This window comes from Parahaliea aestuarii, from assembly GCF_008064635.1.
Taxonomy (GTDB): Bacteria; Pseudomonadota; Gammaproteobacteria; order Pseudomonadales; family Halieaceae; genus Parahaliea; species Parahaliea aestuarii.
Genome location: NZ_VRYZ01000006.1, coordinates 24446 through 48793, shown reverse-complemented (window position 1 = coordinate 48793; position 24348 = coordinate 24446). Strand labels below are relative to the sequence as shown.

Annotated in this window: 16 protein-coding genes; 9 read left to right on the top strand and 7 right to left on the bottom strand. The window is 64.6% G+C overall.

Features of this window, described 5'->3' with window-relative positions:
* Positions 1 to 9: 9 nt before the first annotated feature.
* The 3 genes from FVW59_RS13585 to FVW59_RS13575 are packed head-to-tail and all read right to left on the bottom strand — an operon-like array spanning position 10 to position 5053.
* Complete coding sequence (locus FVW59_RS13585) at positions 10 to 2298, bottom strand: CHAT domain-containing protein (protein WP_187275886.1); 2289 nt, start codon at positions 2296 to 2298, stop codon at positions 10 to 12.
* 55 nt (positions 2299 to 2353) lie between these two features.
* Complete coding sequence (locus tag FVW59_RS13580; RefSeq protein ID WP_148064899.1) at positions 2354 to 4123, bottom strand: serine/threonine-protein kinase; 1770 nt, start codon at positions 4121 to 4123, stop codon at positions 2354 to 2356.
* An 18-nt stretch (positions 4124 to 4141) separates the two neighbouring features.
* Positions 4142 to 5053 carry an OmpA family protein gene (locus tag FVW59_RS13575; RefSeq protein WP_187275885.1) on the bottom strand — a complete coding sequence of 304 codons (912 nt, stop codon included), beginning with the start codon at positions 5051 to 5053 and terminating at the stop codon, positions 4142 to 4144.
* A 392-nt stretch (positions 5054 to 5445) separates the two neighbouring features.
* Here FVW59_RS13575 and FVW59_RS13570 point away from each other — a divergent pair, with 392 nt between their 5' ends.
* The gene (locus tag FVW59_RS13570; protein ID WP_148064897.1) at positions 5446 to 6432 is read left to right on the top strand and encodes a haloalkane dehalogenase; all 987 of its coding nucleotides are present in this window, start codon (positions 5446 to 5448) and stop codon (positions 6430 to 6432) included.
* Between the two features lies 1 nt (position 6433).
* On the opposite strand, the gene FVW59_RS13565 is transcribed toward FVW59_RS13570, so the two are convergent.
* Entirely contained in the window at positions 6434 to 7879 is a 1446-nt protein-coding gene (locus FVW59_RS13565) for a peroxidase family protein (RefSeq protein WP_222711516.1), read from the bottom strand.
* A gap of 396 nt (positions 7880 to 8275) precedes the next feature.
* Between FVW59_RS13565 and FVW59_RS13560 the strand changes: the two genes are divergently transcribed.
* The 8 genes from FVW59_RS13560 (at position 8276) to FVW59_RS13525 (ending at position 21056) form a co-directional block, all read left to right on the top strand.
* Complete coding sequence (locus FVW59_RS13560; protein WP_148064896.1) at positions 8276 to 8911, top strand: glutathione S-transferase family protein; 636 nt, start codon at positions 8276 to 8278, stop codon at positions 8909 to 8911.
* A 114-nt stretch (positions 8912 to 9025) separates the two neighbouring features.
* On the top strand, positions 9026 to 10228 hold the full coding sequence (locus FVW59_RS13555; protein WP_148064895.1) for an acyl-CoA dehydrogenase family protein: 1203 nt from the start codon (positions 9026 to 9028) through the stop codon (positions 10226 to 10228).
* A 9-nt stretch (positions 10229 to 10237) separates the two neighbouring features.
* Complete coding sequence (locus tag FVW59_RS13550; RefSeq protein WP_148064894.1) at positions 10238 to 11374, top strand: acyl-CoA dehydrogenase family protein; 1137 nt, start codon at positions 10238 to 10240, stop codon at positions 11372 to 11374.
* A gap of 10 nt (positions 11375 to 11384) precedes the next feature.
* Positions 11385 to 12770, top strand: coding sequence for an ABC1 kinase family protein (locus tag FVW59_RS13545; protein ID WP_246139740.1), 1386 nt, complete (start codon positions 11385 to 11387; stop codon positions 12768 to 12770).
* A 345-nt stretch (positions 12771 to 13115) separates the two neighbouring features.
* Complete coding sequence (locus tag FVW59_RS13540; protein WP_148064892.1) at positions 13116 to 15833, top strand: TonB-dependent receptor; 2718 nt, start codon at positions 13116 to 13118, stop codon at positions 15831 to 15833.
* A 206-nt stretch (positions 15834 to 16039) separates the two neighbouring features.
* Positions 16040 to 16948 carry a glucosamine kinase nucleotide-binding domain-containing protein gene (locus FVW59_RS13535; protein ID WP_148064891.1) on the top strand — a complete coding sequence of 303 codons (909 nt, stop codon included), beginning with the start codon at positions 16040 to 16042 and terminating at the stop codon, positions 16946 to 16948.
* 9 nt (positions 16949 to 16957) lie between these two features.
* Positions 16958 to 19177: a family 20 glycosylhydrolase gene (locus FVW59_RS13530; protein WP_148064890.1), complete on the top strand. Its 2220-nt coding sequence runs from the start codon at positions 16958 to 16960 to the stop codon at positions 19175 to 19177.
* Positions 19178 to 19220: 43 nt separating this feature from the next.
* Positions 19221 to 21056 (top strand): sodium:solute symporter family protein, encoded by a 1836-nt coding sequence (locus tag FVW59_RS13525; RefSeq protein ID WP_148064889.1) that lies wholly within the window; start codon positions 19221 to 19223, stop codon positions 21054 to 21056.
* 140 nt (positions 21057 to 21196) lie between these two features.
* On the opposite strand, the gene nagB is transcribed toward FVW59_RS13525, so the two are convergent.
* From nagB to FVW59_RS13510, 3 genes are read right to left on the bottom strand one after another with little or no spacing between them, the layout of a single operon-like run.
* Complete coding sequence (gene nagB, locus FVW59_RS13520) at positions 21197 to 21991, bottom strand: glucosamine-6-phosphate deaminase (protein ID WP_148064888.1); 795 nt, start codon at positions 21989 to 21991, stop codon at positions 21197 to 21199.
* Positions 21992 to 22014: 23 nt separating this feature from the next.
* Positions 22015 to 23169, bottom strand: coding sequence for an N-acetylglucosamine-6-phosphate deacetylase (nagA, locus tag FVW59_RS13515; RefSeq protein ID WP_148064887.1), 1155 nt, complete (start codon positions 23167 to 23169; stop codon positions 22015 to 22017).
* On the bottom strand, positions 23166 to 24209 hold the full coding sequence (locus FVW59_RS13510) for a LacI family DNA-binding transcriptional regulator (protein ID WP_148064886.1): 1044 nt from the start codon (positions 24207 to 24209) through the stop codon (positions 23166 to 23168). Before FVW59_RS13510 ends, nagA begins: the two co-directional genes overlap by 4 nt.
* Positions 24210 to 24348: the final 139 nt, after the last annotated feature.

Sequence of the window (24348 nt, the reverse complement as noted above, 5' to 3'; positions counted from 1 at the left end):
CCCCAAGCGCTACAGCCAGTTGCCAATCAACAGGAAGGGCGCCCACTGGCTGGGGTGGGGATTGCCGCCTTCCCGGATCCATTTGAGTTGCGCCCGCTGCAGACTGCGCGCCTTGGATTCCCCGGCGGTAGACAGCGAACGATAGAACTCGGTAATGATGTCCAGTGTGGCCTGGTCATCAACCTCCCACAGTGTGGCCAGGGCGCTGCGCGCACCGGCCTTCAGGGCGACACCGGCCAGCCCAAGCGCCGCGCGATCATCACCGGCGGCGGTCTCGCAGGCGCTTAACACCAGTAGCTCGAGAGTGTCACTGCTGCCGGCCCGGGACTGGATGGCGCGGCCCAGCTCGTTGATACGCAGCCGACTGTCGTACGTCAGTAGAAAGGACTCATCGTAGCTGCCGCCAAACTGGCCGTGGGTCGCAAAATGGACGACGCTGTAGTCGCCACTGCCCAGCTCCGCTTCCACGCGGTTGAGGGTGAAGGTGTCGTTGGCGAGCACGTTGGCATCCACCAGGCGATTCAGGTTTTCGAGCTCGGTGCCCACACTCGGCAGGGCGGGAAAGCCCTGTACTGACTCGGACAGCCCGCCCGCGAGGGCACTGTACCGGCGCCCGGCAAAGGGCTTGGGATCGATCAGGGTCAACCCCGGGGCCGTGGCCAGGGCGAAGCGTTCGATAAGAAAGCGCTCGCCATCGTGCAGTGCCGCCAGGGGAATGGTACGCAGGGGGCCGTCCGGCACGAACACCAGCGTATCCACCTGGGCCTGCTCAAGCATTGCCGTCAGTGGTTCAATCAGGTAGCCGTAGAGCCTGCGCGCCTGCTCGAGATAGTCGTCGGTACCGGTATCGGCCTGCAGGTTGAGGCGAAAGTCCCTGACCAGGGTCACCAGGGTCTGGCGATCCACGGCAACGGATAGCTGGTGAATATCGGCTCCGGTACTCAGTAGCAGCTCCAGGCGCTCGTCCAGCAGCACGGGATACAGTACCGCTGTCCGGCCTGTCAGATTCTCCAGTTGCACGGTCTGGTCGCCGAGGCACTGTTGCTGGAAGTAGTCCTCCACCTCTGCCTGTTTCAGGCCTTCCAGGGCGGTTCTGGCGGACTGCAGCAGAGCCTGTTTATCCCCGCCTTCCGCCAGGGCAGTACTCTCCTGCAACAGCAGGTCCGCATACTCGTAATACAGGGGTTTGATCACTGTGGCCAGGGCCTCCTGGTCGAACACTTCCAGGTTCGCGCGCAGGGTTTGCAGAGAGGTCACTGCCCGCCCGTAGGCGGCTAGAGCAGCCTGCTTGTCGCCCAGGCTGCTGAAGGAGCGGGCCAGCACCCACTCCCAGCGATACTCAAGGTCCACCGCACCGGCCCGCGAGGCCGCCGACAGCGCTTCCCGGCCGTAGCGCAGCGCGCTCTCGAACTGGCGGTCATCGGCATAGAGTCCGGCGGTATAGCCCTTGATAAGCGATTCATCGCGTGATGACAGAGGTGTCTGTCGCGCAGCCCCCTGCAGTAGCTGCAAGGCCTGCAAGCGATAACCCTGATCGGCGCCAAAGCGGTTCACCGCGTCCCGGTAGAGCACCGCGAGGGCAATGCGGCTGTGCAACACCGCGGCCGTCGGCGCCGTCTGCCTGGTATCGAATTGACTGCCCAGGTGCTGGGCTTCGTCGAGATAGGCGGTCAATTGCCCGTCCTCCAGCATGGCCCTGGCCGCATTGACCCGGTAAACCAGCGCCTGCGGTGTGCCCTCGACAGCCTGCGCCGCGGCGGCAAAACCCACCATTGCCCCGGTACTGTCACCGCGGCGCTGTTGGATTATGGCGGCGTCGTTGAGAAGACTGGCGCGCAGGGAAGGTGTCAGTGCCTGTTGCCGCTGCAGTGCCTCGGTGACCGCGGTCTCCGCTTGAGCCAGCTCCCCTTTGAGCACATGGAGCAGGGCTTTTTGGTGTAGTAGTTGTGCGCTGACTGCCGGATCGACGTCCCCGTCAGCGGCCAGTTGCGCCTGCAGCTGCGCCAGGGCCGCCTCGGCTCGGCTCACCCGGCCCAGCTTGCGTAACACGTCAATCCGCAACAGGCTCGCAGCGGGCGTCAGGGGCACCGCCGCCGTATCCGGCCCACCGGCCCGCTGTTGTTCGAGCACGAGAAGTGCGGCGTTCAGTTCGCCCCCGTCAGCCAGAGCCTGTGCGTGAGCCAGTGCTTGTTGCGGATGGTCGTCCGCTGCGTCGGCATGGGTGTCCGCCACTCCCAGCAGTACCACCAGCCCCAGGGTGGCGAAGCATCGCCACAGTGGCAGCGCAAACGCCGTCATGGCTTGCCCCCCCGCCGTGAATAGCCGACAACACGGGCTGATTTCCTCGAAACGGTCATAGGGGGTCTTCCAGGTAGCTTTTGGCGCCCGGATGGCCGAGGGCGGCCGCCTGCCGGAAATAGTCCCGGGCGCGTTCGGGATCGGCCGTTTGGCCGTAGAGGCCCGCGTCCAGAATGCGGGCCAGATTGAACAGGGCATTGCGGTCACCCTGTTCGCCAGCGGCGGCCAACAGCGCCAGCCCGTCGTCGATATCCCGCCCCGGCAGTTGTCCTTCCAGACGCTCGGTGCCGAGCACAGTCTGTGCCAGGTAAAACCCGGCATCGGCAGAGTCCTGCAGAGCGCGCAGGCCTTCGCGCCGCTGCTCATCGTTTTGCGCCTGCGCCAGCAGCAGCATCGCGTAGTGGTAACGGGCAAAGGCATTGCCGCTGGTTGCGGCTTGCCGGGCGTGGGCCAGCGCCTGTGATTGGTCCTGCGCAACGCCCCAGCCGGTGTCGTACAGCTCGCTGACAACCACCTGGGCCCGGCTGTTGCCCGCGGCGGCCCGTTGGCGGAGGGCGGCGAACGCCTCTGGTGCCTGCCCCAGCTTGAACTGCAACATCTGCGTAAAGACGCTGCCGGGAAACGCCTTTACAAAGTCCTGCTCAAGATCTGCCAGCCCGGCGTTCACCGCGTCGTAGAACGCAAAGAATTCTTCCGGCGGGGGAATGCCCAGGGGGCCGTTTGCCGCCTGGAGGCTATCCTGGTCCGCCGTTGTTGAGCCGCTCTCCGGGCGCGCACTGGCGCCCTGGTATGCGCTGGCGATATCGTCTGCGGGGACGGCGGCAAAGAACCAGGCGAGCCCGCCGCCCACAAGTACGACAAGGGCAAGGACAGCCAGTGCGGCCACCCGCGATCCCGACGTCCTGCCAGCGCTTGCCGTTGCTACTGTATCCACCAGGGTCTCTGCGTCCGGGTCAGCGGCGGAGCCGGTGCGTGCCGGGGCAGAATTCACCGTCCCCGCGCCGGGCAGCACTTGTTCAAGCGCGGCATGCACCGCCCCGCAGTCACGGAATCGCTCGTCGCGATCATAGGCCAGCAAGCCGTCCATCAGGGGTTGCAGATGCTGCAGTGCGGGGGGCATGCGCGGCACCTGTTTCTGCAGGCGCTGCAGTGATAGCTCGGCCAGTGTGCGACCGGTGAACGGCAACTCGCCCACGAGCATCTGGTACAGCATCACACCGAGACTGTAAATGTCTGAACGGCCATCCAGAGGCTGCCCCAGCGACTGCTCAGGGCTCATGTACTTCGGCGAGCCGATGACTGATTCCACCTGGGTGATTTCTGTCAATTCCGCTGAGTCATGGGCGGGACGGGCGATTCCAAAGTCCGTCACCACCGCTTCACCGGAGTCGCGGAACAGCACATTGTCCGGCTTGATATCGCGGTGGATAAAGCCGCGGGTATGGGCAAAGCCGAGGGCAGAAGCAACCTGTCTTGCGATTTCCAGAGCCTCTCGTTCGCTGATGACAGAGCGCATTCGCTGTCGCAGGTCACCCGATGTCAGCAACTCCATGGCGAGGTAATAGAACCCTTCATGCTCACCCACATCGTAGACCGAGATGATATGGGGGTGGGACAGGCCGCCTACGATGCGTGCCTCGCGCAGAAAACGACGCCCGAACTCCGGGTTGCTGGCCAGCTCCCGCAAAATGATCTTGAGCGCCACGGGGCGTTCAAAGCCCTGCTGAATGGCCAGATAGACCCGCGCCATTCCCCCTGCCCCCAGCAGGCGCTGGATGGTATATCCGGGAATGGCGGGCAGAATGTCCTGCGCTGCTGTTGTCATTGATTTCGCGGCGCCACGCTAGTTGACTATCACCTCCAGCCGTCGGTTCAAGCGGTGATCCGCTTCCGGAATACGTTCGCCGGGGTACTTTGGCCTGGCCTCTCCAGCACCGGTGACGCGCAAACGCCCCTGCAGCGAGGGGTACCTGCGCTCCAGTGCCTGCCTGGCCGCATCCGCACGCTGTTCCGACAGTGCCAGGTTGTGATCCCAGCTGCCGCGTACATCGCTGTGACCAACCAGGGTAAAGGTCTTGCCGGCATACTCGGTACTGGACAGCACCTTGCCCAGTTCGTCGATGTTGCCGGCGGTCAGCTCGTCCATCTCCACGCTGTCCAGCTTGTAGTTGATCGGGATACGAACGGTTGCCTTTTCCTGCCGCTCAGGGCCGTTCTTGCTATCGATCGCATTGATGGCCAGCAGTCCGAACTGCTGGCTCGCCAGGCTGCGCTTGATGGCGTCACTGCTGATCGGAGACTCCACCAGACTCTGGTCGAGCTCGCGTGCGTTCTCGCGCATCCAGGACGGCGGGTTGGGGTGTGCCTCAATGGCGCGCTCGAGCATGGTGAGCGCCTCAAAACGCTGGCCGTTGAGCGCCAGCACCTGTCCATAGCGCGCCATGGACAGGGCCGCCTGCTCCTGCCGCGTGGCGTGCAGGGTGGCCTGCTCGTAGGCAGTCAGGGCGTCCTCCAGCTTGCGCTGCTTCTGGTAGGCCGTACCCAACAGGTGCCAGGCGGAATAGGAATCGCAGGCCGTGAGCGACTTGTTGAGCCAGTCGACCGCCTTGTCGAAATCCTGGGAGGAGCCCGCCTGCTGCGCGAGCCCGTAGTATCGTTTGCCATCTTCACAGGGAATGCCGGCCTGGCTGGCCAGCGTAGCATTGCCAAAGCTCAGTGAAGCGAGGGCCAGGCCCGCCAGATAACTCCAGTTCATTAACAGCCCCCGCAGGCGTGACATGGCCCAAGCCTAGACCCGAATGGCGGGTTATCACGCACGGAAAGCGAAAAGTTTGATGCAGTTAACGCTTTTCCGAATTTTGGTTACAAGACACCTATCCGGCACTCGCGCTCGCGTTGTGCAGGGAGCGCTGCACGATAGAGGGGCTGGGCTTGCTCTCAACGAAAACCGCAACCGCCAATTTTTACCGGCCTGTGGGTGGTCGATAACTCTGGTTTGGAGGCGTGTACCAATGTTGATGCATTTCGCGCGTAATACCTGACAAGCACCGTTTTTCTTTAAGCTGCTTTCAGCAGATGAATACCTTTGGGAATTTATGTCCATGGCGGACATCCATGTTGGGACCGATAGGCAAGGGAGCCCCGGCAATGAACATCGATTATGAAGGGCCAGAAGTGCCCGCTGTGGTGCGTACACCCGAGTCCTGCTTTGACAAGCTGCCGGATTTCCCGTTTGCCGCGCATTACCTGACGGTGCCGGGCCCCGGCGGCGACCTGCGCATGCACTACCTGGACGAGGGCCCCCGGGACGCGCCGGTGGTGCTGATGCTGCACGGCGAGCCGAGCTGGTCCTATCTCTACCGCAGAATGATTCCGGTGTTTGTGGCGGCGGGTTACCGGGCGGTGGCGCCGGACCTGATCGGTTTTGGCCGCTCGGACAAGCCGACCCGTCCCTGGGACTATAGTTTTGCAAGCCACCTGAACTGGCTGGAGGCGCTGGTCTGCGGCCTCGATTTGCAGGATGTGACCCTGGTTTGCCAGGACTGGGGCGGCCCGGTTGGCCTCGGCGTGCTGGCGCGCCAGGTCGAGCGCTTCTCCCGGGTGGTCGCCGCCAACACCATGCTGCACACCGCCTCAGCCGAGCTGGCCGGGCGCACGGCCTGGGCGGCCCATGCCAGTGGCGAGGACGACAGTACCGTCAACCGCGGCCTGCTCGACTGGGCGCGGCACAGTCTGCGCGAAGGCCATTTCCGCGCCGGCGATTCCCTGCAGTTTGCCACGATGTCGGAACTGGCTCCCGCCGTGGTGGCGGCCTATGACGCGCCCTTCCCCAGCGAGTGGCACAAGGCCGGTATGCGGCAGTTTCCCCTGCTCATTCCGCTGACCAGCTCGGACCCGGGCGCGGCGATCAACCGCGAGACCTGGGCGGTGCTGGCCCGTTTCGACAGGCCCTTCCTCACCCTGTTCAGCGACCGCGATCCGACCACGCGGGGCTGGGAGCTATTGTTTCAGGAGCGGGTGCCGGGTGCGGCGGGGCAGCCCCACACCCTACTGGAGGGGGCCGGCCACTTCTGGCAGGAGGACTGCGGCGAGCAGGCCGCTCGCCGCATTGTAGAGTGGATGCAGGCCGCTTGACTCAGGTGGGCAGTACGCTGGCGTTGGTGCTGGCCAGCAACTTGCCGATGCGGTTGTAATCCGCTTTCGGTACCCAGTTGCGGTTGCTGCCCAGGAAACTGTGCTCATCCAGTTCCAGCAGGCCAATCAGCACTTCGGCAACGATGCGCGCGCCGGTGGGGCCCAGGCCCTCGCCTTTATCGAAGGTGCCGGCGCTGGTTTCGCGGCCGATCACCTCGGCTTCCGCCAGCACGTACAGCCACAGGGGAGCACCGCTGCCCGGGGCCGGATGTTCCAGCCCGGCCTGGTTGATGGCGGCTTCCGCGATCTCTTCCACCTTGTCCAGCACCAGTGCGATTTCACTGTCGCTGCGCTCGCAGGCCGCCGCCACGGCCTCCCCGGCCGGCAGCAGGAACACATTGCCGCGCAGCAGGTTGCGGCTGGCCAGTGAGTTTTCGCCGCTGGTGATAAAGGGCAGCTTGAGCAGGTCTCCCGCCATTTTGGTGTCGAGCTTTTCCGCCCGCTGCACGTTGCGCCCGGCCGGGGTGTCGAACAGTTCGTGCCAGTCCACCAGCGCGTCCGCGCTGCCCACCGGACTGAAGCCGCGGCCGAGGGTGGTGCCGAAAAATTCGTAGCTGTTGCCCCCTTTCTGTACCTGCAGTTTCATCGGCACCATGGAGTGTCCGAAACGATAGGCGGCTACGGAGAACTCCACCGGAATGTAGGGTGTTTCCCCGCAGTACAGTTTGCGGCCGTGACAGAGAATGTCATCCACCACCGGGCGCCCGCACATGGCCACCAGGAAGTCGAATACTACGCACCACTGGTAGTGCCAGGTGACCCGCCGTTTGGCCTCTTCGTACAGGTGGGCGCCGGCCAGGCCATCGCTGGCGGCGAGGTCGTCGCAGACCGTGTTGTGGAACTTGATCATCGCAAGCTGCATCTGGCTGATGATGCGGTTTTCGTCGTTGCGCGGGTCGCCGATCATGGCGCGGCCGTTGGCCGAGCGCAGCAGGTCGTTGGCGACTTCCGTGGAGGCGCCGGCGACATCGGCGCCGGTCAGCATGTGGGCGCCGTCCGCGGCGAACAGGTAGGGCTGCGCCTCCGGCCCGGCGCCGTAAATGCAGTCCAGGTCGAGCCGCGGGGTGCGCGCGTTGGGAATGTCGGTGGCCGCCGCCGGGTTGCGATCCAGGCTGGTGCTGACATCGAGGGTGATGTCGTGGTCGATAAACTGACCGAAGATGACCTGGCCCACCGGCACCGTCTGGCTGCGACTGGAACTGCTGCCGGAACCGCCGTCCATGGGGCCGCCGGAGGCGCCGATGGCGGTCAGCAGGTCCGCCGCGATATAGCTGGGGGGCAGGTGGGGGAACATGCGTCCAAAGCGCTCCTCCCGCTGTTGTTGGTGGCCACGGTGGCAGTAGGCGGCCAGGCCGGGCAGTTCGTTCATTCCGTGATGTGCAGACATACTGAACTCCTTTCAGTGTTGGCTGAGGCAGGCAGATGATTGGCCGCCGCGCGGCCCGCTGGCGCCGGAGTGACGTCAGAAAAGAGCCGCGAACGGTCGCTCAAAAGCTAGGCCGGTCTCTGCTGTTTGTCTAAAAAACGACCGGTTTCTGTGTGCTAGTACACAGCGGCGGGGTCGATGCCGACGGCATGCGAGTGATCGCTATGGAAAGTAGTATTCACTGCGGGGTGATTGTATGGTTTCAGGTTGTGTTCACGGTCGGCCCGGATACTCCGGGTTGCCGGGCGCCAGCGGGTGCGGGCGATGGCTGTGGCCAAGCGCTGCGGCAAAGGTTGGATTGATGGGGTGGGTCACCGGGTGGCGCACCTGCGACTATGTCAGGTAAGGAGTCCCCTTGTGAAATTGTGGCACTGCGCGGGAGCGCGCTCCCTGCGGCCCCTGTGGGCGCTGGAGGAACTGGGTCTGGAATATGAGCTGGAGGTATTGCCCTTTCCGCCGCGGATTTTCCAGCGCGAGTACCTGGAAACCAATGCCCTGGGTACGGTGCCCTTTTTCCGCGACGGGGTGGTGGAGATGACCGAGTCCGTGGGCATCTGCCAGTACCTGGCGGATCGCTACGATTCCCGCCGCCAGTTCAGCCTGGGGCCGGATCACACAGAGTACGGGGCCTACCTCAACTGGCTGCACCACGCCGACGCGACCCTGACCTTTCCCCAGGCCATTGTCATGCGCTACACCTTCCTCGAGCCGGATGCGGCGAAAAAGCCGGTGGCGGAGGACTACACCCGATGGTATCTGGCCCGCCTGCGGCGCCTGGACAGCCACCTTGAGGAACACGACTACCTGGTGGACGAGCGCTTTACCATGGCCGATATCGCTGTGGGTTATGCCCTCCACCTGGGCCGCTTGCTAAAGCTGGATGAGCAGTATCAACCGCAAACCCGGGCCTATCTGGAGCGCCTGTGCCAGCGCCCAGGCTTTGTTCGCGCCGATGCCAAAGCCGGGCCGATGGTGATCCCCGGTAACGACTGAGCTTGCCCGCCCCGCTGCAAGTGCCCTGCTGTGAGGCTCAGGCGAGGCGTGGGCGGCAATTTGCAGATGCCAGATTCCATTCCTGATAACAGTAACGAAGAGAGGAGATGCGCCATGAGCGCCACCGAACAGGAACTGAACGCGTTCCGCCAGCAGGTTTCGGCCTGGCTGGCCGACAACAAGCCCGCCGATCCCGGCTTTCTGCTACCCCAGTCCTTCATGGAGGTCGGCACCGAACAGCAGCTCGAGTTCCTGCGGGAGTGGCAGTACAGGGTGTGGAATGCCGGCTACCTCGGTATGGCCTGGCCGAAGGAGTACGGTGGCGGCGGTGTCGAGCCGGTGTTCCAGAGTATCGTCGACCAGGAGATGCGCCGTCACGCGGTACCCATCTGCTTCAATGTCATCGGCCTCGGCTGGGCCGGCCCGCTGATCAACCACATCGGCAGCGAGGAGGAGAAGGCGCGCTACCTGAAGGGCATCCTCACCGGCGAGGACATCTGGTGCCAGGGTTTCTCCGAGCCGGATCACGGCTCCGACCTCGGCAATGCCCAGACCCGGGCCGTGCGCGATGGCGACGAGTACATCGTCAACGGCACCAAGATCTGGACTACCATGGGCAATTTCGCCAAGTACATGATCCTGCTGGCGCGCACCAACCCGAATGCCGAGCGCAAGTACGACGGCCTGTCCTTCTTCCTTTCGCCGATGCAGGTGCCGGGCATCGACGCCCGCCCCATTCGCAAGATCACCGGTGAATACGGTTTTACCGAGACCTTTTTCACCGACGCCCGCATCCCCGCCGACTGCCTGATGGGCGCAGAGGGGCAGGGCTGGAAAATCGCCATGCAGACTCTGCAGTACGAACGCGGCGCCGAGGCGGGCGCCGCCGGCGGCCTGGCCTTTGTGCGGGTACTGATCAACGACATGATCGAGGAACTGCGGGACATGACCCGCGACGGCGAACCCCTGCTCCGCGATCCGGTGGTGCGCGATCAACTGGTGCAGCTCATCATGGAGGAGAAGGCCAACGCCCTGTGCGAGAAGCGCGGCGCCATACAGGCCCTGGGAACGGACTACCCCTTCTCCCTGCAGCTGTCGCACAAACTGCGCTTCTCTGAATACGGCCGTCGCATGCGCCAGTTTGCGGTGGGGCTGCAGGGCGCCGCCGGCGGCCTCTACGTGGGTGATGCACAGGCGCGCCAGGGCGGCTTCTGGCAGCGCGCCTACTTCAACAATTTTTCCACCACCATTGGCGGCGGTACCAGCCAGGTACAGGCCAATATCATTGCCGAGCATGTGCTCGGCCTGCCGAAGTAGGGGGCAATCATGACGGTCATCAACAACACCAGCCTCGCCTTCGACGAGGACCAGGCCATGATCCTGGATGTGGCGCGGGACTTCTGCCGCGAGCGTTCCCCGATTGGCGCGGTGCGCGCCCAGCTCGACGCCCCGCTCGGTTATGACCAGGCCCTGTGGCAGGAGATGGTCGGGCTCGGTTGGCCGGGGCTGGCCCTGCCGGAGTCGGTGGGCGGCAGCGGTCTCGGTATTCGCCATGCGGTGGGGATCGCCGAGGCCATGGGGCGCGCCCTGCTGGGTACGCCGCTGATCAGCACCACGCTGGCCGCGCAACTGGTGGCGCGTGCCACGGCGGAGGAGAGGGTGGATGCCTTTCTCGCCGATGTCGCCGCCGGTGTGCCCGCCACGGTGGCGCTGCTGGAGAACCCGGACTGGGGTTCGGACCAGTGCCAGTGCCTGTTCGATGAAAGCGGCGTACTACAGGGTGCCAAACACTTCGTGCCGGATGCCCAGGCCGCCGGCTGGTTTGTGGTGGTGACCCGGCACCGGGAGCTGCCAGCCCTGGCCCTGGTGCGCGCCGATCAGTTGCCCGCCGGGGCGATTGTGCCCCACACCCTGATAGACGAGACCAAACGCGCCGCCACGGTGGATTTCAGCGGTGTACAACTCACGCCGGATGCCATTATCGCCGGTGAACAGGTCACCGTGGCCCTGTGCGACTTCTACCTGCTGGGCGCCCTGCTGACTGCCGCGGAAGCCACCGGCAGCGCCGGCGCCTGCCTCGATACCACGGTGGAATACCTCAAGACCCGCAAGCAGTTCGGCAAACTGATCGGCTCCTACCAGGCTCTCAAGCATCCCTGTGTGGACATCCTGATGGCCATCGATTCCGCGCGCTCCTTTGTCTACCACGCGGCGACCCTGCTGGAGGACGGCTCTCTCGGCCGCGACGCCGAAATTGCCTGCCGCATGGCCAAGGCCCAGGCCGGCGACGCCCTCCTGCAGGCCGGCGACCGGGCGGTGCAGTTTCACGGCGGCATGGGCTTTACCTACGAATGCGATGCCCAGCTCTATATCCGTCGCGCCCAGTGGAGCAGCCAGCAGTTCGGTGACGCTCTGCACCACCGCAAGCGGCTGGCGGCGCTGCTGCTGGACACGGCGGCCTGAGTCGTTTGCCGTGGCGAAGGGGGGCGGACTGAAACGCGGTGGCTTCAGCCGCAGCCTGTCGGTATCGCTGGCGGGGCTGCGCGCCGGCGGTGCTTTTGCCCTCGACGGCGCCCTGCAGCGTTTGCGGGGCGGGGAGGGGCAGGCGCTGGATTCCGCTTTTGCCCGCCGCGAGGCCAGGCGTTTTGTCACCGAACTGGGCCGCCTCAAGGGCAGCTACGTCAAGATCGGCCAGATGATGGCCCTGCTCGGTGAGCACTTCCTGCCGCCGGCGCTCACCGAGGCCCTGCACAGCCTGGAGGCGAGTACCGAAGCGCTGCCATGGACCGAGATTGAACCGCTGTTGCAGGCCCAGCTGGGCCCCCGGCTCGACGAACTGGAGGTTGAGCACCGTGCCCTGGCCGCTGCTTCCATCGCCCAGGTGCACCGCGCTACCGTGCGCGACAGCGGCGAGCAGATTGTTCTGAAAGTGCAGTACCCCGGGCTGGCGGAGGTGATCGACGAAGACTTCGACACGGTGGTGCGCATGCTGTTGCTGGCGCGCTGGGTACAGGCCGGACGCGAACTGGACGAGTGGCTGCAGGACCTGCGCGAGCAGTTGCACAGCGAGGTCGATTACGTTCGGGAAGCGTCCATGCTGGAGCGCTTCGGTGAGCGTGTGCATGAGGCCAACGCCAGCGGGCAGCGCAGCGTGCGCTACCGTATCCCGCGACTGCTGCCCGCCTACTGTTCGGGACAGGTGCTGGCGATGGAATACCTGGCCGGCTACCGCGCCGGTCGCGCCGAGGTGGCCCGCCTGTCCCAGGCCCGCCGCAATGCCCTGGGCGAGGCCATGCTGGAGCTGTTTTTCCTGGAGGTGTACCAGTGGGGTGAGCTGCAGACGGATCCCAACTTCGGCAACTACCTGATCGCGACGGGCCGCGGCGGCGACGAGCTGGTGCTGCTGGATTTTGGCTCGGTGCTGGCGCCCGACGACGACTTCCTGCTGCACCTGGGCAATGCCATATCCGCGGGCATGGCGCGGGATCGCGAGGCGCTCACCGAGAGTCTGGTGGGCCTGGGTTGCCTGCGCGAGGACAGCAGCGATGTCGCCCGCGACACCTTCGCCGAGTTCTGCTGCCAGCTGCTGGAGCCGCTGGAGGACCCGGCGCTGCTGCCGCCGCAGTACCTCAACCGCAGGGGTGAATACCGCTGGGGGCACTCCGCCCTGCTGCGCCGGGTGGGGCGGCAGGCGGCGGGCTCCGCGGCCACCCGCCATTTCAGTGCCCCCGGGGGTGACTTTGCCCTGATTGCGCGCAAATTGACCGGCGTGTTCACCTTTATCGCGGTGTTGGGCGCCGAGTTCAACGGCCATGACCTGGCCCATCGCTACATCGACGACTGGCTGGCGAGGGAATAGGGCGCTGTCCAAATTTGGCGGATCCTCTGCCCACTTTTGGCAACGTTGTCATCGGGTTTTTCGTGCTTTTACCCGGGCGGTTGGCATTCTGTCTGCAGCGCTTGGCACTGTAAAAACAGGTAATTTTCGCTAGTTTGCTGTCGCGGAAGCAGCTTCTACCCCAGCCCTTCAATTTGTTTCAAATATTTTGCCCACGCCTGTTGACAACGTTGTCCCGCAAGAATAGGGTTACTCCGACAACGTTGTCATGTGCTTGTCATAATAACGCTCAGCCGCTCCCGGAGGCTGCAGGTACGGCACCGGGGTACAGGTCGCTTGAATAAGCAAAACGAGAAGGGGGAACCCGTGAAAACACTCAAATCAACTATCCGTTCGCTGCATGGCAGCCGCTCGCGCTTCCTGCACAGCTCCCTGTCGGTCATGGCCCTGTGCGGTGTGGTCGGCTCGGTTCAGGCCCAGGACAGTGCCCCGGCGCTGGAAGAAGTCGTGGTTACCGGCATTCGCGGCAGTCTGCAGGAGGCGCTGGAAACCAAGCGCAATTCCGTGGCCATTGTCGACGCCATCAACGCCACCGACATCGGCAAGTTTCCCGACAAGAATGTCGCGGACTCCCTGAGCCGTATCACCGGTGTATCGGTCACCCGTGGCTTTGGTGAAGGCGAGAAGATCGCCGTTCGCGGTACTTCTCCCAACCAGAACCGCACCCTGCTCAACGGCGCCGCCGTGGCGTCCGCTGACTGGTTCGTGCTGGACAACCCGTCCCGCGCCTTCAACTACACCCTGCTGCCCTCCAACATTGTGTCTTCGCTGGAGGTGTACAAGACACCGCGCGCCGACATTCAGGAAGGCTCGCTCGGTGGCACCGTGATGCTGCGTACCCGCCGTCCCCTGGACATGGAAGCCAACAGCGGCTCGCTGCAGGTGCAGGGCATGTACTCGGAGACTTCCGAGGAAGTCGATCCGCTGCTGTCCGGCCTGTATTCCTGGAAAAACGACGCCGAGACGCTGGGCTTCAACATCTCCCTGACCCGGCAGGATCGCACCCTGCTGCGTGAAGGTACGGAGATCCTCGGTTTTGAGCGCCAGAACTTTGGCCGCGGTGATGTCTGGAACCCGCGCGCCCTGGGCGACGCCTACTTCACCCAGGATCGCGAGCGCGAGACCGCTCTGGCGACCGGGCAGTGGCGTCCCACCGAGCGCGGCCAGTTCACGGCGACTTACCTGAACTCCGAACTCGACGCCAACAACACCAACCACAACAACTACCAGTGGTTCAACGGCCAGGCGGGCGGTGGCACCATCGATCCCGGCAGTGCGCAGCTGGTTGGCGACGGTGTGGTAGCCGGCCAGGTGGCCGACAACTATGCCGAGTACTACGTGATCGATCGCGTGTCCTACAGCGAAACCGAGTCCCTGGACCTGGAGTACCTGCACGACTTCGACGGCGTCACCCTGACGGCGCGCCTGGGTCACACGGAAGCGGAAGGCGGTACCTCCAGTGACCGCCAGTACGGTTTCGATGCCTTCCTGGGCGGCTCCAGCTTCAACGGCCTGGATTCCACTGCCTTTATCGGCGGCAGCCCGGAAACCGAAGAGCAGCTGCTGGGCCGCGGCCTGGGCTGGATGATGGAAAACCAGCGCATCATGTCCGACGAGGAAGACTACGCCGGCCTCGACCTGCAGTTTGACGCCGACGTGGGCATCTTCCACACCTTCAAGACCGGTGTGTACTACCGCGATCACGACAAGGGCCAGTTCCAGAACGGCACACGTTTCCACTGGCTCACCGACGCCATGCACTCGGATGACGCGACCGCCTACGGTGGCGGCAGCGACACCTCCGGCTGGAACCGCTGGCTGTACGGCAACCTGAACGCCGGCACCCTGGGCGACTATGCCTACAACGAATCCGGTGCGCCCTACCCGCTGCTGAATGTAGGGCAGGCGGAGTCGGTGATCTTCGCGCCAGAGGCCTATGCCAACGCGGCGACCATTCTGTTCCTGCCGGACACCTGGAATGTGAACGAGAAGATCTACGCGGCCTATTTCTCCGGTGACTTTGAGGGCGAAGGCTTTCGCGGTAACGTCGGCGTGCGCGTGGTGCAGACCGATGTCGGCTCCACTGGCTACAACTGGGAAGGCGACTGGCTGGCTGCCACGATCGACCAGCTCGGTGGCTACGATTTGCTGGTCGATTCAATCGACGATCGTGCCGACTTCAATGTGCGCCAGGTCACCGAAGACCACGACTACACCGAGGTGCTGCCCAACCTGAACGTGGCCTTCGACGTTACCGAAGACAGCATCGTGCGCTTCTCCGCGGCCCGCGTTATGGCGCGTCCGGATTACATCAAGATCGCCAACCAGTCCTCGGCCAACCTGGACACCGGTACCGGTGTGCGCGGCAACCCCTTCCTGGACCCGGAACTGGCCAACCAGTTTGATGTGGCCTACGAGTGGTACTTCGCCGATCAAAGCATGCTGGCGGTGACCTACTTCCAGAAGGACATCAGCAACTCGCTGGTTTCCAGCACCACGGTGGAAAGCCAGTACGACCCGAAACTGGATCGCAACGTGGATGTCACCTTCGTGCAGCCCAACAACGGTGCCGGTGCGGATGTCCAGGGTGTGGAAGTCAGCTACCAGCAGACTTTCGGTGACTTCGGCGTAATTGCCAACTACACCTACACCGATGCCGACAGCCGTGACGCCCGCGATCCGGTCAGCCGTCCCGGCTCCGGCCTGGTGCCCGGCTCCTCCGAGCACATGGCCAACCTGTCCGGTTACTTCGAGAACAGCTGGATCAGTGCCCGCCTGAGCTACAACTACCGCACCGAGTGGTACGACGGCCTCAGCGAGTTCGGTTCCGAGATGTACATCGATGACTACGGCCAGCTGGACGCCAACGTCACCGTCACCGTGTGGGATAACGTCGACCTGGTGTTCGAAGGTATCAACCTCACCGGTGAAGAGCTGGAGCAGTACCACATCGATACCCAGCGCAAGGCCCGTCTTTACGACAATGGCGCCCGCTACGTGGTCGGTGTGAACTACCGCTTCTAGGCCTTTGCGGTCCACTCCGGCTGCCCCATCTCCTGGCGCAGCCGGAGCCCGGACCGGCGCTTCCAAATTTATCAACAGGTTGTGTGTCGGGCGTCGCGGCGGTGGCGCCCAGTGGTAAGACGGGCCTGTCCCTGACTACCTTGGCTGGTGTGCCAGCGTGCCCACCAGCCTTTTTTATTTCCGGCGACGAATTGTAGATCGACAGTATGAACTCAATGACTTCCGATATCGGCCGCCTCTACCTGGGCATCGACGGTGGGGGCAGCAAGTGCCGCGCCCTGCTGGCGGACGCCGAAGGGCGGACCATGGCCAGCGTCACCGCCGGTCCGGCCAATCCCTTCCAGGACCGGGCTCAGGCGCTGGCTTCCATTGAGGCCGCGAGCCTCGGGGCGCTGCAGCAGGCCGGGCTCGGCGCAGCGGATCTGGCCCGGGTGGTGGCCGGTGTCGGTCTGGCAGGGGTGAACATTCCCAGCGTCTTCGCCGCCGTGAATGCCTGGGCACATCCCTTTGCTGAACTGCACCTGACCACTGACATCCACATTGCCTGCCTCGGTGCCCACCGCGGCGAGGACGGCGCGGTAATCGTTGCCGGCACCGGCTCGGTGGGCTACGTCTGCGTCAATGGGCGCAGCCACAACTACGGGGCTCACGGTTTCCCCTTTGGCGACAAGGCCAGCGGTGCCTGGCTGGGACTGGAGGCGATAAAAGCCGCCCTGCTGCACCTGGACCAATTGGGGCCGGCGACGACGCTGCTGGCCAGTATCGAAAACGCCCTCGACGCCAGTGGCCTGGAACTGGTATCTGCCATGGCCGGTCGCAGTTCGCGGGACTATGGCGCGCTGGCGCCACTGGTACTGTCCTGCGCCGAGGCGGGCGACCCTGTGGCGACCGCCATTATCGAGGAGGCTGCAGCTTACCTCAATGCCCTGGCGCGACGCCTGCTGTCCCACGGTGTCAGCCGTTTCGCCCTGTTGGGCGGGCTGGGCCCGAAACTCGCGCCCTGGCTGGCCGGGGATGTACAGGCGGCGCTGATCACCGCCCAAGGCCAGCCCGACGAAGGCGCCCTGCGCTTTGCCCGGTCGCGCCACGGGACGCGCGTCGCGGCGCTGGGATAGACTGCGGCCATGTCTTTTTCCACCCTGCCATTGGTGACTCCCGCGCCACAGCATTTTGCTGCCGGTGAAGGCGAGTGCCGACTGCACCGGCAAATGGCTGTCCACACCAGCGACCCGTCGCTGCAGGCGCTGGCCGGTTTTGTAGCGCACAGCCTCGCGCTGGCGCCGGAGGGCAGTGCCGCCGCGCCCGCGTTGTACCTGGCGCTGGATGCGGCTTTGCCCGGCCCCGAACACTATCATCTGCTGATCACACCGCAGCAGCTGACCCTGAGTGGCGGCGGCGTGCCCGGCGTGTTTTACGCCCTGCAGACCCTGCTGCAACTGTTGCCCCCCGCGGTGAGCCGGCAGGGCTTGCCAGAGCGGGGTGATTGCGCCGTCGCCTGCGCCAGTTTTCGCGACGGGCCGGCACTGGGCTGGCGCGGGATGCACCTGGACTGCTCGCGGCATTTCTTCCCCCGCGACTTCATCCTGCGCTACCTGGACCTGCTGGCCCTGCACAAGCTCAACCGTTTTCACTGGCACCTGAGCGACGACCAGGGCTGGCGCTTCCCGAGCCGCCGCTTTCCGCGCCTGACCGAAGTTGGCGCCCGGCGTGAACGCACCGTGCAGGGGCACACATCGAACCCCGACCGCCGCTACCGGGAGCAGCCTCACGGCGGTTATTACAGCGAAGACGATATCCGCGCCGTGGTGGAATACGCGGCGCAGCGCCAGATCGCGGTGATTCCCGAGCTGGATATTCCCGGCCACGCCGCCGCGCTGCTGGCGGCCTACCCGGAGTACGCCTGCGGCCCTCGCGCCGACGGCGAGCCCTACCAGGTGGAGACCCACTTCGGTATTTTCCCCGATGTCCTGTGCCCGAAGGAGGAGACCTTCCACTTTCTGCAACAGTTGCTGGAAGAGGTGGTCGCCCTGTTCCCCGGGGACTATGTGCATATCGGCGGTGACGAGGTGGTCAAAACCGCCTGGCGCAACTGCCCGCACTGCCAGCAGCTGATTCGGGACCAAGACCTGCGCGACGAAGACGGCCTGCACGGTTATTTTGTCGCCCGGGTGGCCGGCATTCTGGAAGGTCTGGGCAAAAAGGTGCTGGGCTGGGATGAAGTGATGGACGGCGATGTGTCGCGCGATACCACCATCATGTGCTGGAACAGCAACGCCGGCGAGCGCGCCCTGCAGGCCGGTTACCCGGTGGTGATGTGCCCGGTGGACCGGGTCTACTTTGACTTCTACCAGTCCACCTCCCTCGACGAGCCCGCCGCCATTCACGGCCTGACCCCCCTGCGCCGGGTGTATGACTACCACCCGGCCACACCGGCGGGCGAGAGTGGCAGGCTGCTGGGTGCCCAGGGCAATATCTGGACCGAGTACCTGGCCACGCCGGAGGCGGTCAGCTATGCCGCCCTGCCGCGCCTGTGCGCGCTGGCGGAAAGCCTGTGGCGCGGCGAGGGCCGGCAGTGGCCGGACTTCTGCCGCCGTCTGCCGGCGCTGACCAGCCGCCTGCGCCAGCTCGGCTACCGGGTGGCCGACAGTCACTGCAAACCCCTGCTGACCCTGGACGAGCGCCGCGATGGCAAACTGCGGGTGAAAGTGGCCAGCGATGTCCCCGGCGTGATCACTCGCTACACCCTGGACGGGGCTGCGCCTGATGCTGCATCCCCGGCCTGCACAGACTGGTTGCCCATTGAACAGGAATGCCTGCTGCGCGCCACCGGCCAGACCCCGGACGGCACCCTGTACGGCGATGAGCGCCAGCAACTTGCTCCCCACCTGGGGCTGCACAAGACGGTATACCGCTGGCGTGAGGAGGGGCTGCAGCAGGCGCCGGAACTCGCTCTGCTGACCAATGGCTGCCGCGGCAACGGGCGCATTTTCCACTATCACGAGTGGGCCGTTTGCGCTGAAGAATTGGCCGATATCGTGGTCGACCTGGAACAGCCCCAGGTGCTCACGACCCTGCGCTTCAACCTGGAAGCCGGCGCGCACCGGCGACTGGCGCGGCCGGCGGCGATCGAAGTGCTGGGCAGTAGCGAAGATCAGCAGTGGCAAACCCTGGCGCATGTCGACGGGGCGACACTGCCGGCTGACGGCGCCGTTCAGCTCGATCTTGGCGCGCTTCGCCTGCGCTACCTGCGCCTGCGGCTGGATAACAGCCGACGTTATTACAGCCCGGAAACCCGGCAGCTGGAGCGCATGCCGCTCTACCTGGACGAACTGGTACTGACATAAGTGGCCGCCACAGCGGCCCGACTGACAACAGGATTGCACATTGATGAAACTCGCCACACTCGACATCGCCATCATTGCCCTGTTCCTGGCGGCGACGATTGGCCTCGGTCTGTGGCTGTCGCGCCTGGCCAGCCGCAATCTCAAGTCCTACTTCCTGGCCGGCAACGACATTCCCTGGTACATGCTGGGGCTGTCCAACGCCTCCGGCATGTTCGATGTGTCAGGCACCATGATCGCGGTGGCCTGGATGTTCGTGTACGGGGTCAAGAGTGCATGGATTCCCTGGCTGTGGCCGGTGTGGAACCAGATCATCATGATGATCTTCCTGGCCCTGTGGATGCGCCGCTCGGCAGTGCTGACCGGGGCCGAGTGGATAAGTTTCCGTTTCGGTGACGGCGCCGGTGCGCGCCTCGCGCATATTGTAACGGTGCTGTTCGCGGTGATTATCGTGATCGCCTTCATGGCCTACTTTGTGGAAGGCATCGGCAAATTCTCGGCCCAGTTCCTGCCCTGGGATCTCGCCTTCAGTCTCGCCGGCCTGCAATTCTCCAGCGAGGACAGCTACGCCCTGATCATCATTGGCCTCACCACGCTCTATACCCTGAAAGGGGGCTTCTACAGCGTGGTGGGCACCGAGGTCATGCAGTTCCTGATAATGACCGTTGCCTGCCTGATTGTGGGTATTATCGCCTTCGGTGCGACGAGCGCCGAGCAGATACAGGCGGCGGTGCCGGCGGGCTGGGACAGCCTGTGGTTCGGCTGGGAGCTCGGCCTGGACTGGTCGAGCCTGTTGCCGGCGGCGGATGCGCGCATCGCGGAAGACGGCTACGGTGCCTTTGGCTTCCTCTTCATGCTGATGATCTTCAAGGGTATCTTCGCCAGCCTGGCGGGGCCGGTGCCCAGCTACGACATGCAGCGGGTACTCGGCACGCGCTCGCCCTCCGAGGCGGCCAAAATGTTCGGCCTGACGCCCCTGGTCCTGTCCTTTCCCCGCTATTTCATGATCGCCGGTATTACCGTGCTGGCGCTGGTGTACATGGATACCGGTGCGCTGCTCGATGACAGCGGCCGCCTGGACTTTGAACGGGTGCTGCCCTATGCCATTTCCGAGTATGTCGATGCCGGCTTCCGCGGCCTGCTGCTGGCCGGTCTGCTGGCGGCCTTCATGTCGACCTTTGCCGCCTTCATCAACGCCGGTTCGGCCTATGTGGTCAACGACCTCTACCGCAAGTACTTCAACCGCGAGGGTAGCGACCGCCACTACGTGCGCCTGAGTTATCTGGTGACCGGCGCGCTGGTATTGATCGGGCTGTATTTCGGCTTCGCCGGCGGCAATATCCAGGCCCGTACCGACTGGATTGTCGGCCTGCTCTACGGCAGCTATGTCGCCTCTAACGTGCTCAAGTGGCTGTGGTGGCGCTTTAACGGCTTTGGTTACTTTGCCGGGATGGCGGCGGGCATGCTCGGGGTGGCGGTGATTCCCCCGGCACTGGAGGCCGCGGGCATCGACTGGCTGGCGATTCAGCAGTTTCCGCTGCTGCTGGCGGTGGCCATGCTGGGCAGTGTCGCCGGCTGCCTGCTGACGGCGCCGGTGGATGCGGCACAGCTCAAGCAGTTCTACCGCCAGACCCGCCCCTGGGGCTGGTGGGGCCCCGTAGCTGCCGCTGTGATGGCAGAGGACCCGGGCTTCAAACCCAACCGCGACTTCGCCCGGGACATGGGCAACGTTCTGGTGGGCATTGTCTGGCAGATGACGCTGGTGGTGATTCCCATGTTCGTGATGATCCGCGCCACCGACAGCCTGCTGTGGAGCCTGGCGGTATTCGCTGTGACGACCTGGTTGCTGAAAAAATTCTGGTGGGACCGGCTGGAGGATTAAAAAGCGGCGCAATGAATTGCGCCCTACAGGAAGTAGGGTCGAATTCATTCGACTGCAGGGCGTAGGGTCGAATTCATTCGACCAGAAAAACGGCGGAATGAATGACCCGAGAAGAGGGACTGGCCCTCCGCCCTACATGCTTATCCCCGTCCCAATCGCGCCAGCATGGCCTGGTTTTCCGCTTCGATATGCTTGAAGAATGCCGGGTCGCTGAGGTGACTCGCAGCGTCCTCGTCGGCGATCACCACCGCCGCCGGGTGCATTTGCAGCATGGACGCAGGGCACCAGGCTGACACCGGCCCCTCCACCATGGCCTTCACTGCCGCCGCCTTGCTGGCGCCGGTGGCCAGTAGCACCACCAGCCGCGCTTCCATGATGGTACCGATGCCCATGGTCACCGACAGGTGGGGCTGGTGTTCGCCTTCGGCGAAGAAGCGCGCGTTGTCGGCGATGGTCTCCCGGGTCAGGGTTTTGACCCGGGTGCGGGAGGTCAGGCAGGAGGTGGGTTCGTTGAAGCCGATATGGCCGTTGCGCCCGATCCCCAGCAACTGGATATCGATGCCCCCGGCCCCGGCGATGGCCTGCTCGTATTCTGCGCAGGCAGTGATCGGGTCGGCGGCATCGCCGGGCGGTACACGGGTATTGGCAGGATCGATGTCGATGTGATCGAAGAACTCGCTGTCCATGAAGTAGCGATAGCTCTGGGGGTGCGTCGGCGGCAGGTCCATGTATTCATCGAGATTGAAGCTGCGCACGTCGCGGAAGCTGATATTGCCAGCGCGGTTGCGGGCGATCAGTTCCCGGTACAGTTGTACTGGCGTTGATCCCGTGGCGAGGCCGAACACCGAGGCCGGCTTGCGCTGCAACTGCTGCTGGAAGATGTCGGCGCCGTAGCGGGCGACTTCTGCCGGGGAATCGAGAATCACGACTTTCATGGGTGTCCCTGCTGCTGTGCGGTTTACGGACTGAGGTGGGTTTGCCGTGCGCCGGCGACCCAGGTATCCAGTACCTGTAGCTGGTCATCCAGGCGCACGAAGTCGGCGCGATAGCCCGGCGCAATGCGCCCGAGCTGCTGCTCCCGGCGCAGGAAGGTAGCGGGATAAAGAGAGGCCATGCGCAGGCATTCCTGTAGTGGCAGGCCCACCTCCCGGTGGCAGTAGCGCACGGCGTCGATCATGCCGATGGCGCTGCCCGCCAGTGCCCCCTCGGCGTTGACCAGCCTGCCCTCACGGACCTGGATACGCTCGCCGTAGATTTCGAACCAGTCCTTGTCATCGCCGACGGTGGCCATGGCATCGCTCACCAGGCAGAGCTTGCCGGTGGGCAGGCAGCGCTGGGCGATGCGGATGCTGGCGGGATGAACGTGGTGGCCGTCGGCAATGATGCCTGCCCAGCAGTCGCCCGCTTCCAGCGCCGCGCCGACAACGCCGGGTTCCCGCGATGTCAGTGGGCTCATGGCATTGAACAGGTGGGTAAAGCCGCGCAGACCCTCGGCGCGGGCGGCGCTGATGTCGCTGTAGGTGGCATTGGTGTGGCCGGCGCAAACCAGCACGCCGGCTGCGCTGAGGGTGGCAATGGCTCCCGCGGGCAGTTGCTCCGGCGCCGCTGTCACGAGGGTGGTCAGGCGCGGGCCGAGACTCGCCAGCCACTCGATATCACCGCTGTCGGGGCGGCGAATGCGGTCTTCCCGGTGAGTGCCGCGCCTGGCTGCTGCGAAGAAGGGGCCTTCTATGTGGATACCAATCACGCTGGCGTTGCCTGCCGCCTGGGCCGCCAGCACCGCCTCGACACCGGCGCGATGCACCTCGGCTGTATCGCTGATCAGGGTGGGAAGCATGGCCGTAGTGCCGGTGGGGCGATGACCCGCGACCATGCGCGCCAGCCCGGCCGCGTCGGGCTGGTTATTGAACAGCACGCCGCCACCGCCGTTGACCTGCAGGTCGATGAAGCCCGGTGCCAGCAGACCGTCGTCGAGTTCCGTTGTTGTCGAGCCGGCTGGAATGTCATCGGCACTCAGCAGCGCTGTGATCTGGCCGCCGTCCATGCGGATGGCACAGTGCTCGTGCAGCACCTCCCCGTCGAACAGTCGCGCGGCGACGAGGTACTCGCTCATTGCGGTGCCGGACAGGTGGAGTCGCGCACCACCAGTTGCGGGCGGAAGCCGTTCGCCGGCAGGGCCTGGTCCGTACCGGACCCGGGCGAGCCGTTGCGGCTGGCGCGAATGCTGGCGATCAGATGGCTGGCGGCGCAACCCGCGATATCGGCATTGGGCTGGTGGGCCGTGGTCAGCTTGGGCCAGGTCTGGCGCGAGAAGGGGCTGTCCTCGAAGCCGACGATGGACAGTTCCTGTGGTACCGCCACCTGGTGGATGCGGGCCGAAAACAGGGCGCCGGCGGCGATCTCGTCGTTGGCGGCGAAAATCGCGGTGGGCACGGGTTGCAGGGCCAGCAAGCGGCGGGTGCGCTCGGCGCCGGAATCGAAGTTGAATTCGCCGGGGACGATCAGGGCCTGGTCAACGGCGATGCCGTTTTGCTGCAGAGCGGCGAGATAGCCGTCGCGACGCGCCACGCTGGAGCGGTGGATGTCCTCGCCGCCGAGGAAGGCAATGCGCCGGTGGCCGAGGCCCGCGAGATAGTCGGTGATATCGAAGGCCGCCTGATAGTCGTCAACGTAGATGCAGGGTTCGCTCTCGGCGGGGTCGTCGGAAGCGGACACAATGCGTACGAAGTGCAGCTGGCGCTGGCGCAGGGCATCGATCAGTGCTGGATTCTCGGAAAAGGGCGGGGTCAGCACCAGGCCGGCGATGTGGCCGGTGCTCAGCAGTTGCTCGAGATCCGCCATGATGTCGCCGCTGCCGGCAGACAGCGGGTGGATCAGCAATTCATAGCCCTGGGCGCGGCACTCCGCCAGCAGGCCGTGCTGCATCTCGATTACGTAGTGGCTGTTGGGATTGTCGTAGATGAAGGCGATAAAACTGGAGGCGCCGCGCAATTGCCGGGCGGAGATATTGGGCTGGTAGTTCAGCTCCTTGGCGGCGGCCCACACCCGCTCCTTGAGTTCGTCACCGACCGAGGGCTCTCGGTTGATGACCCGGGATACCGTTTTGAACGAGACCCCCGCCAGTTTGGCGACGTCCTTGATGGTGGCTTTCATGCCCCTTGCTGTCCCTCTACCGCTGCGGTTTGTGCCGTGCCATGTTATCGGAATTGCCGCGCAGTGTAGCGGATAGGTATTGTCATGACAACGTTGTCATGTCTTCCGCGTCCCTGCGGCGGCGGGAATAATGTTATTC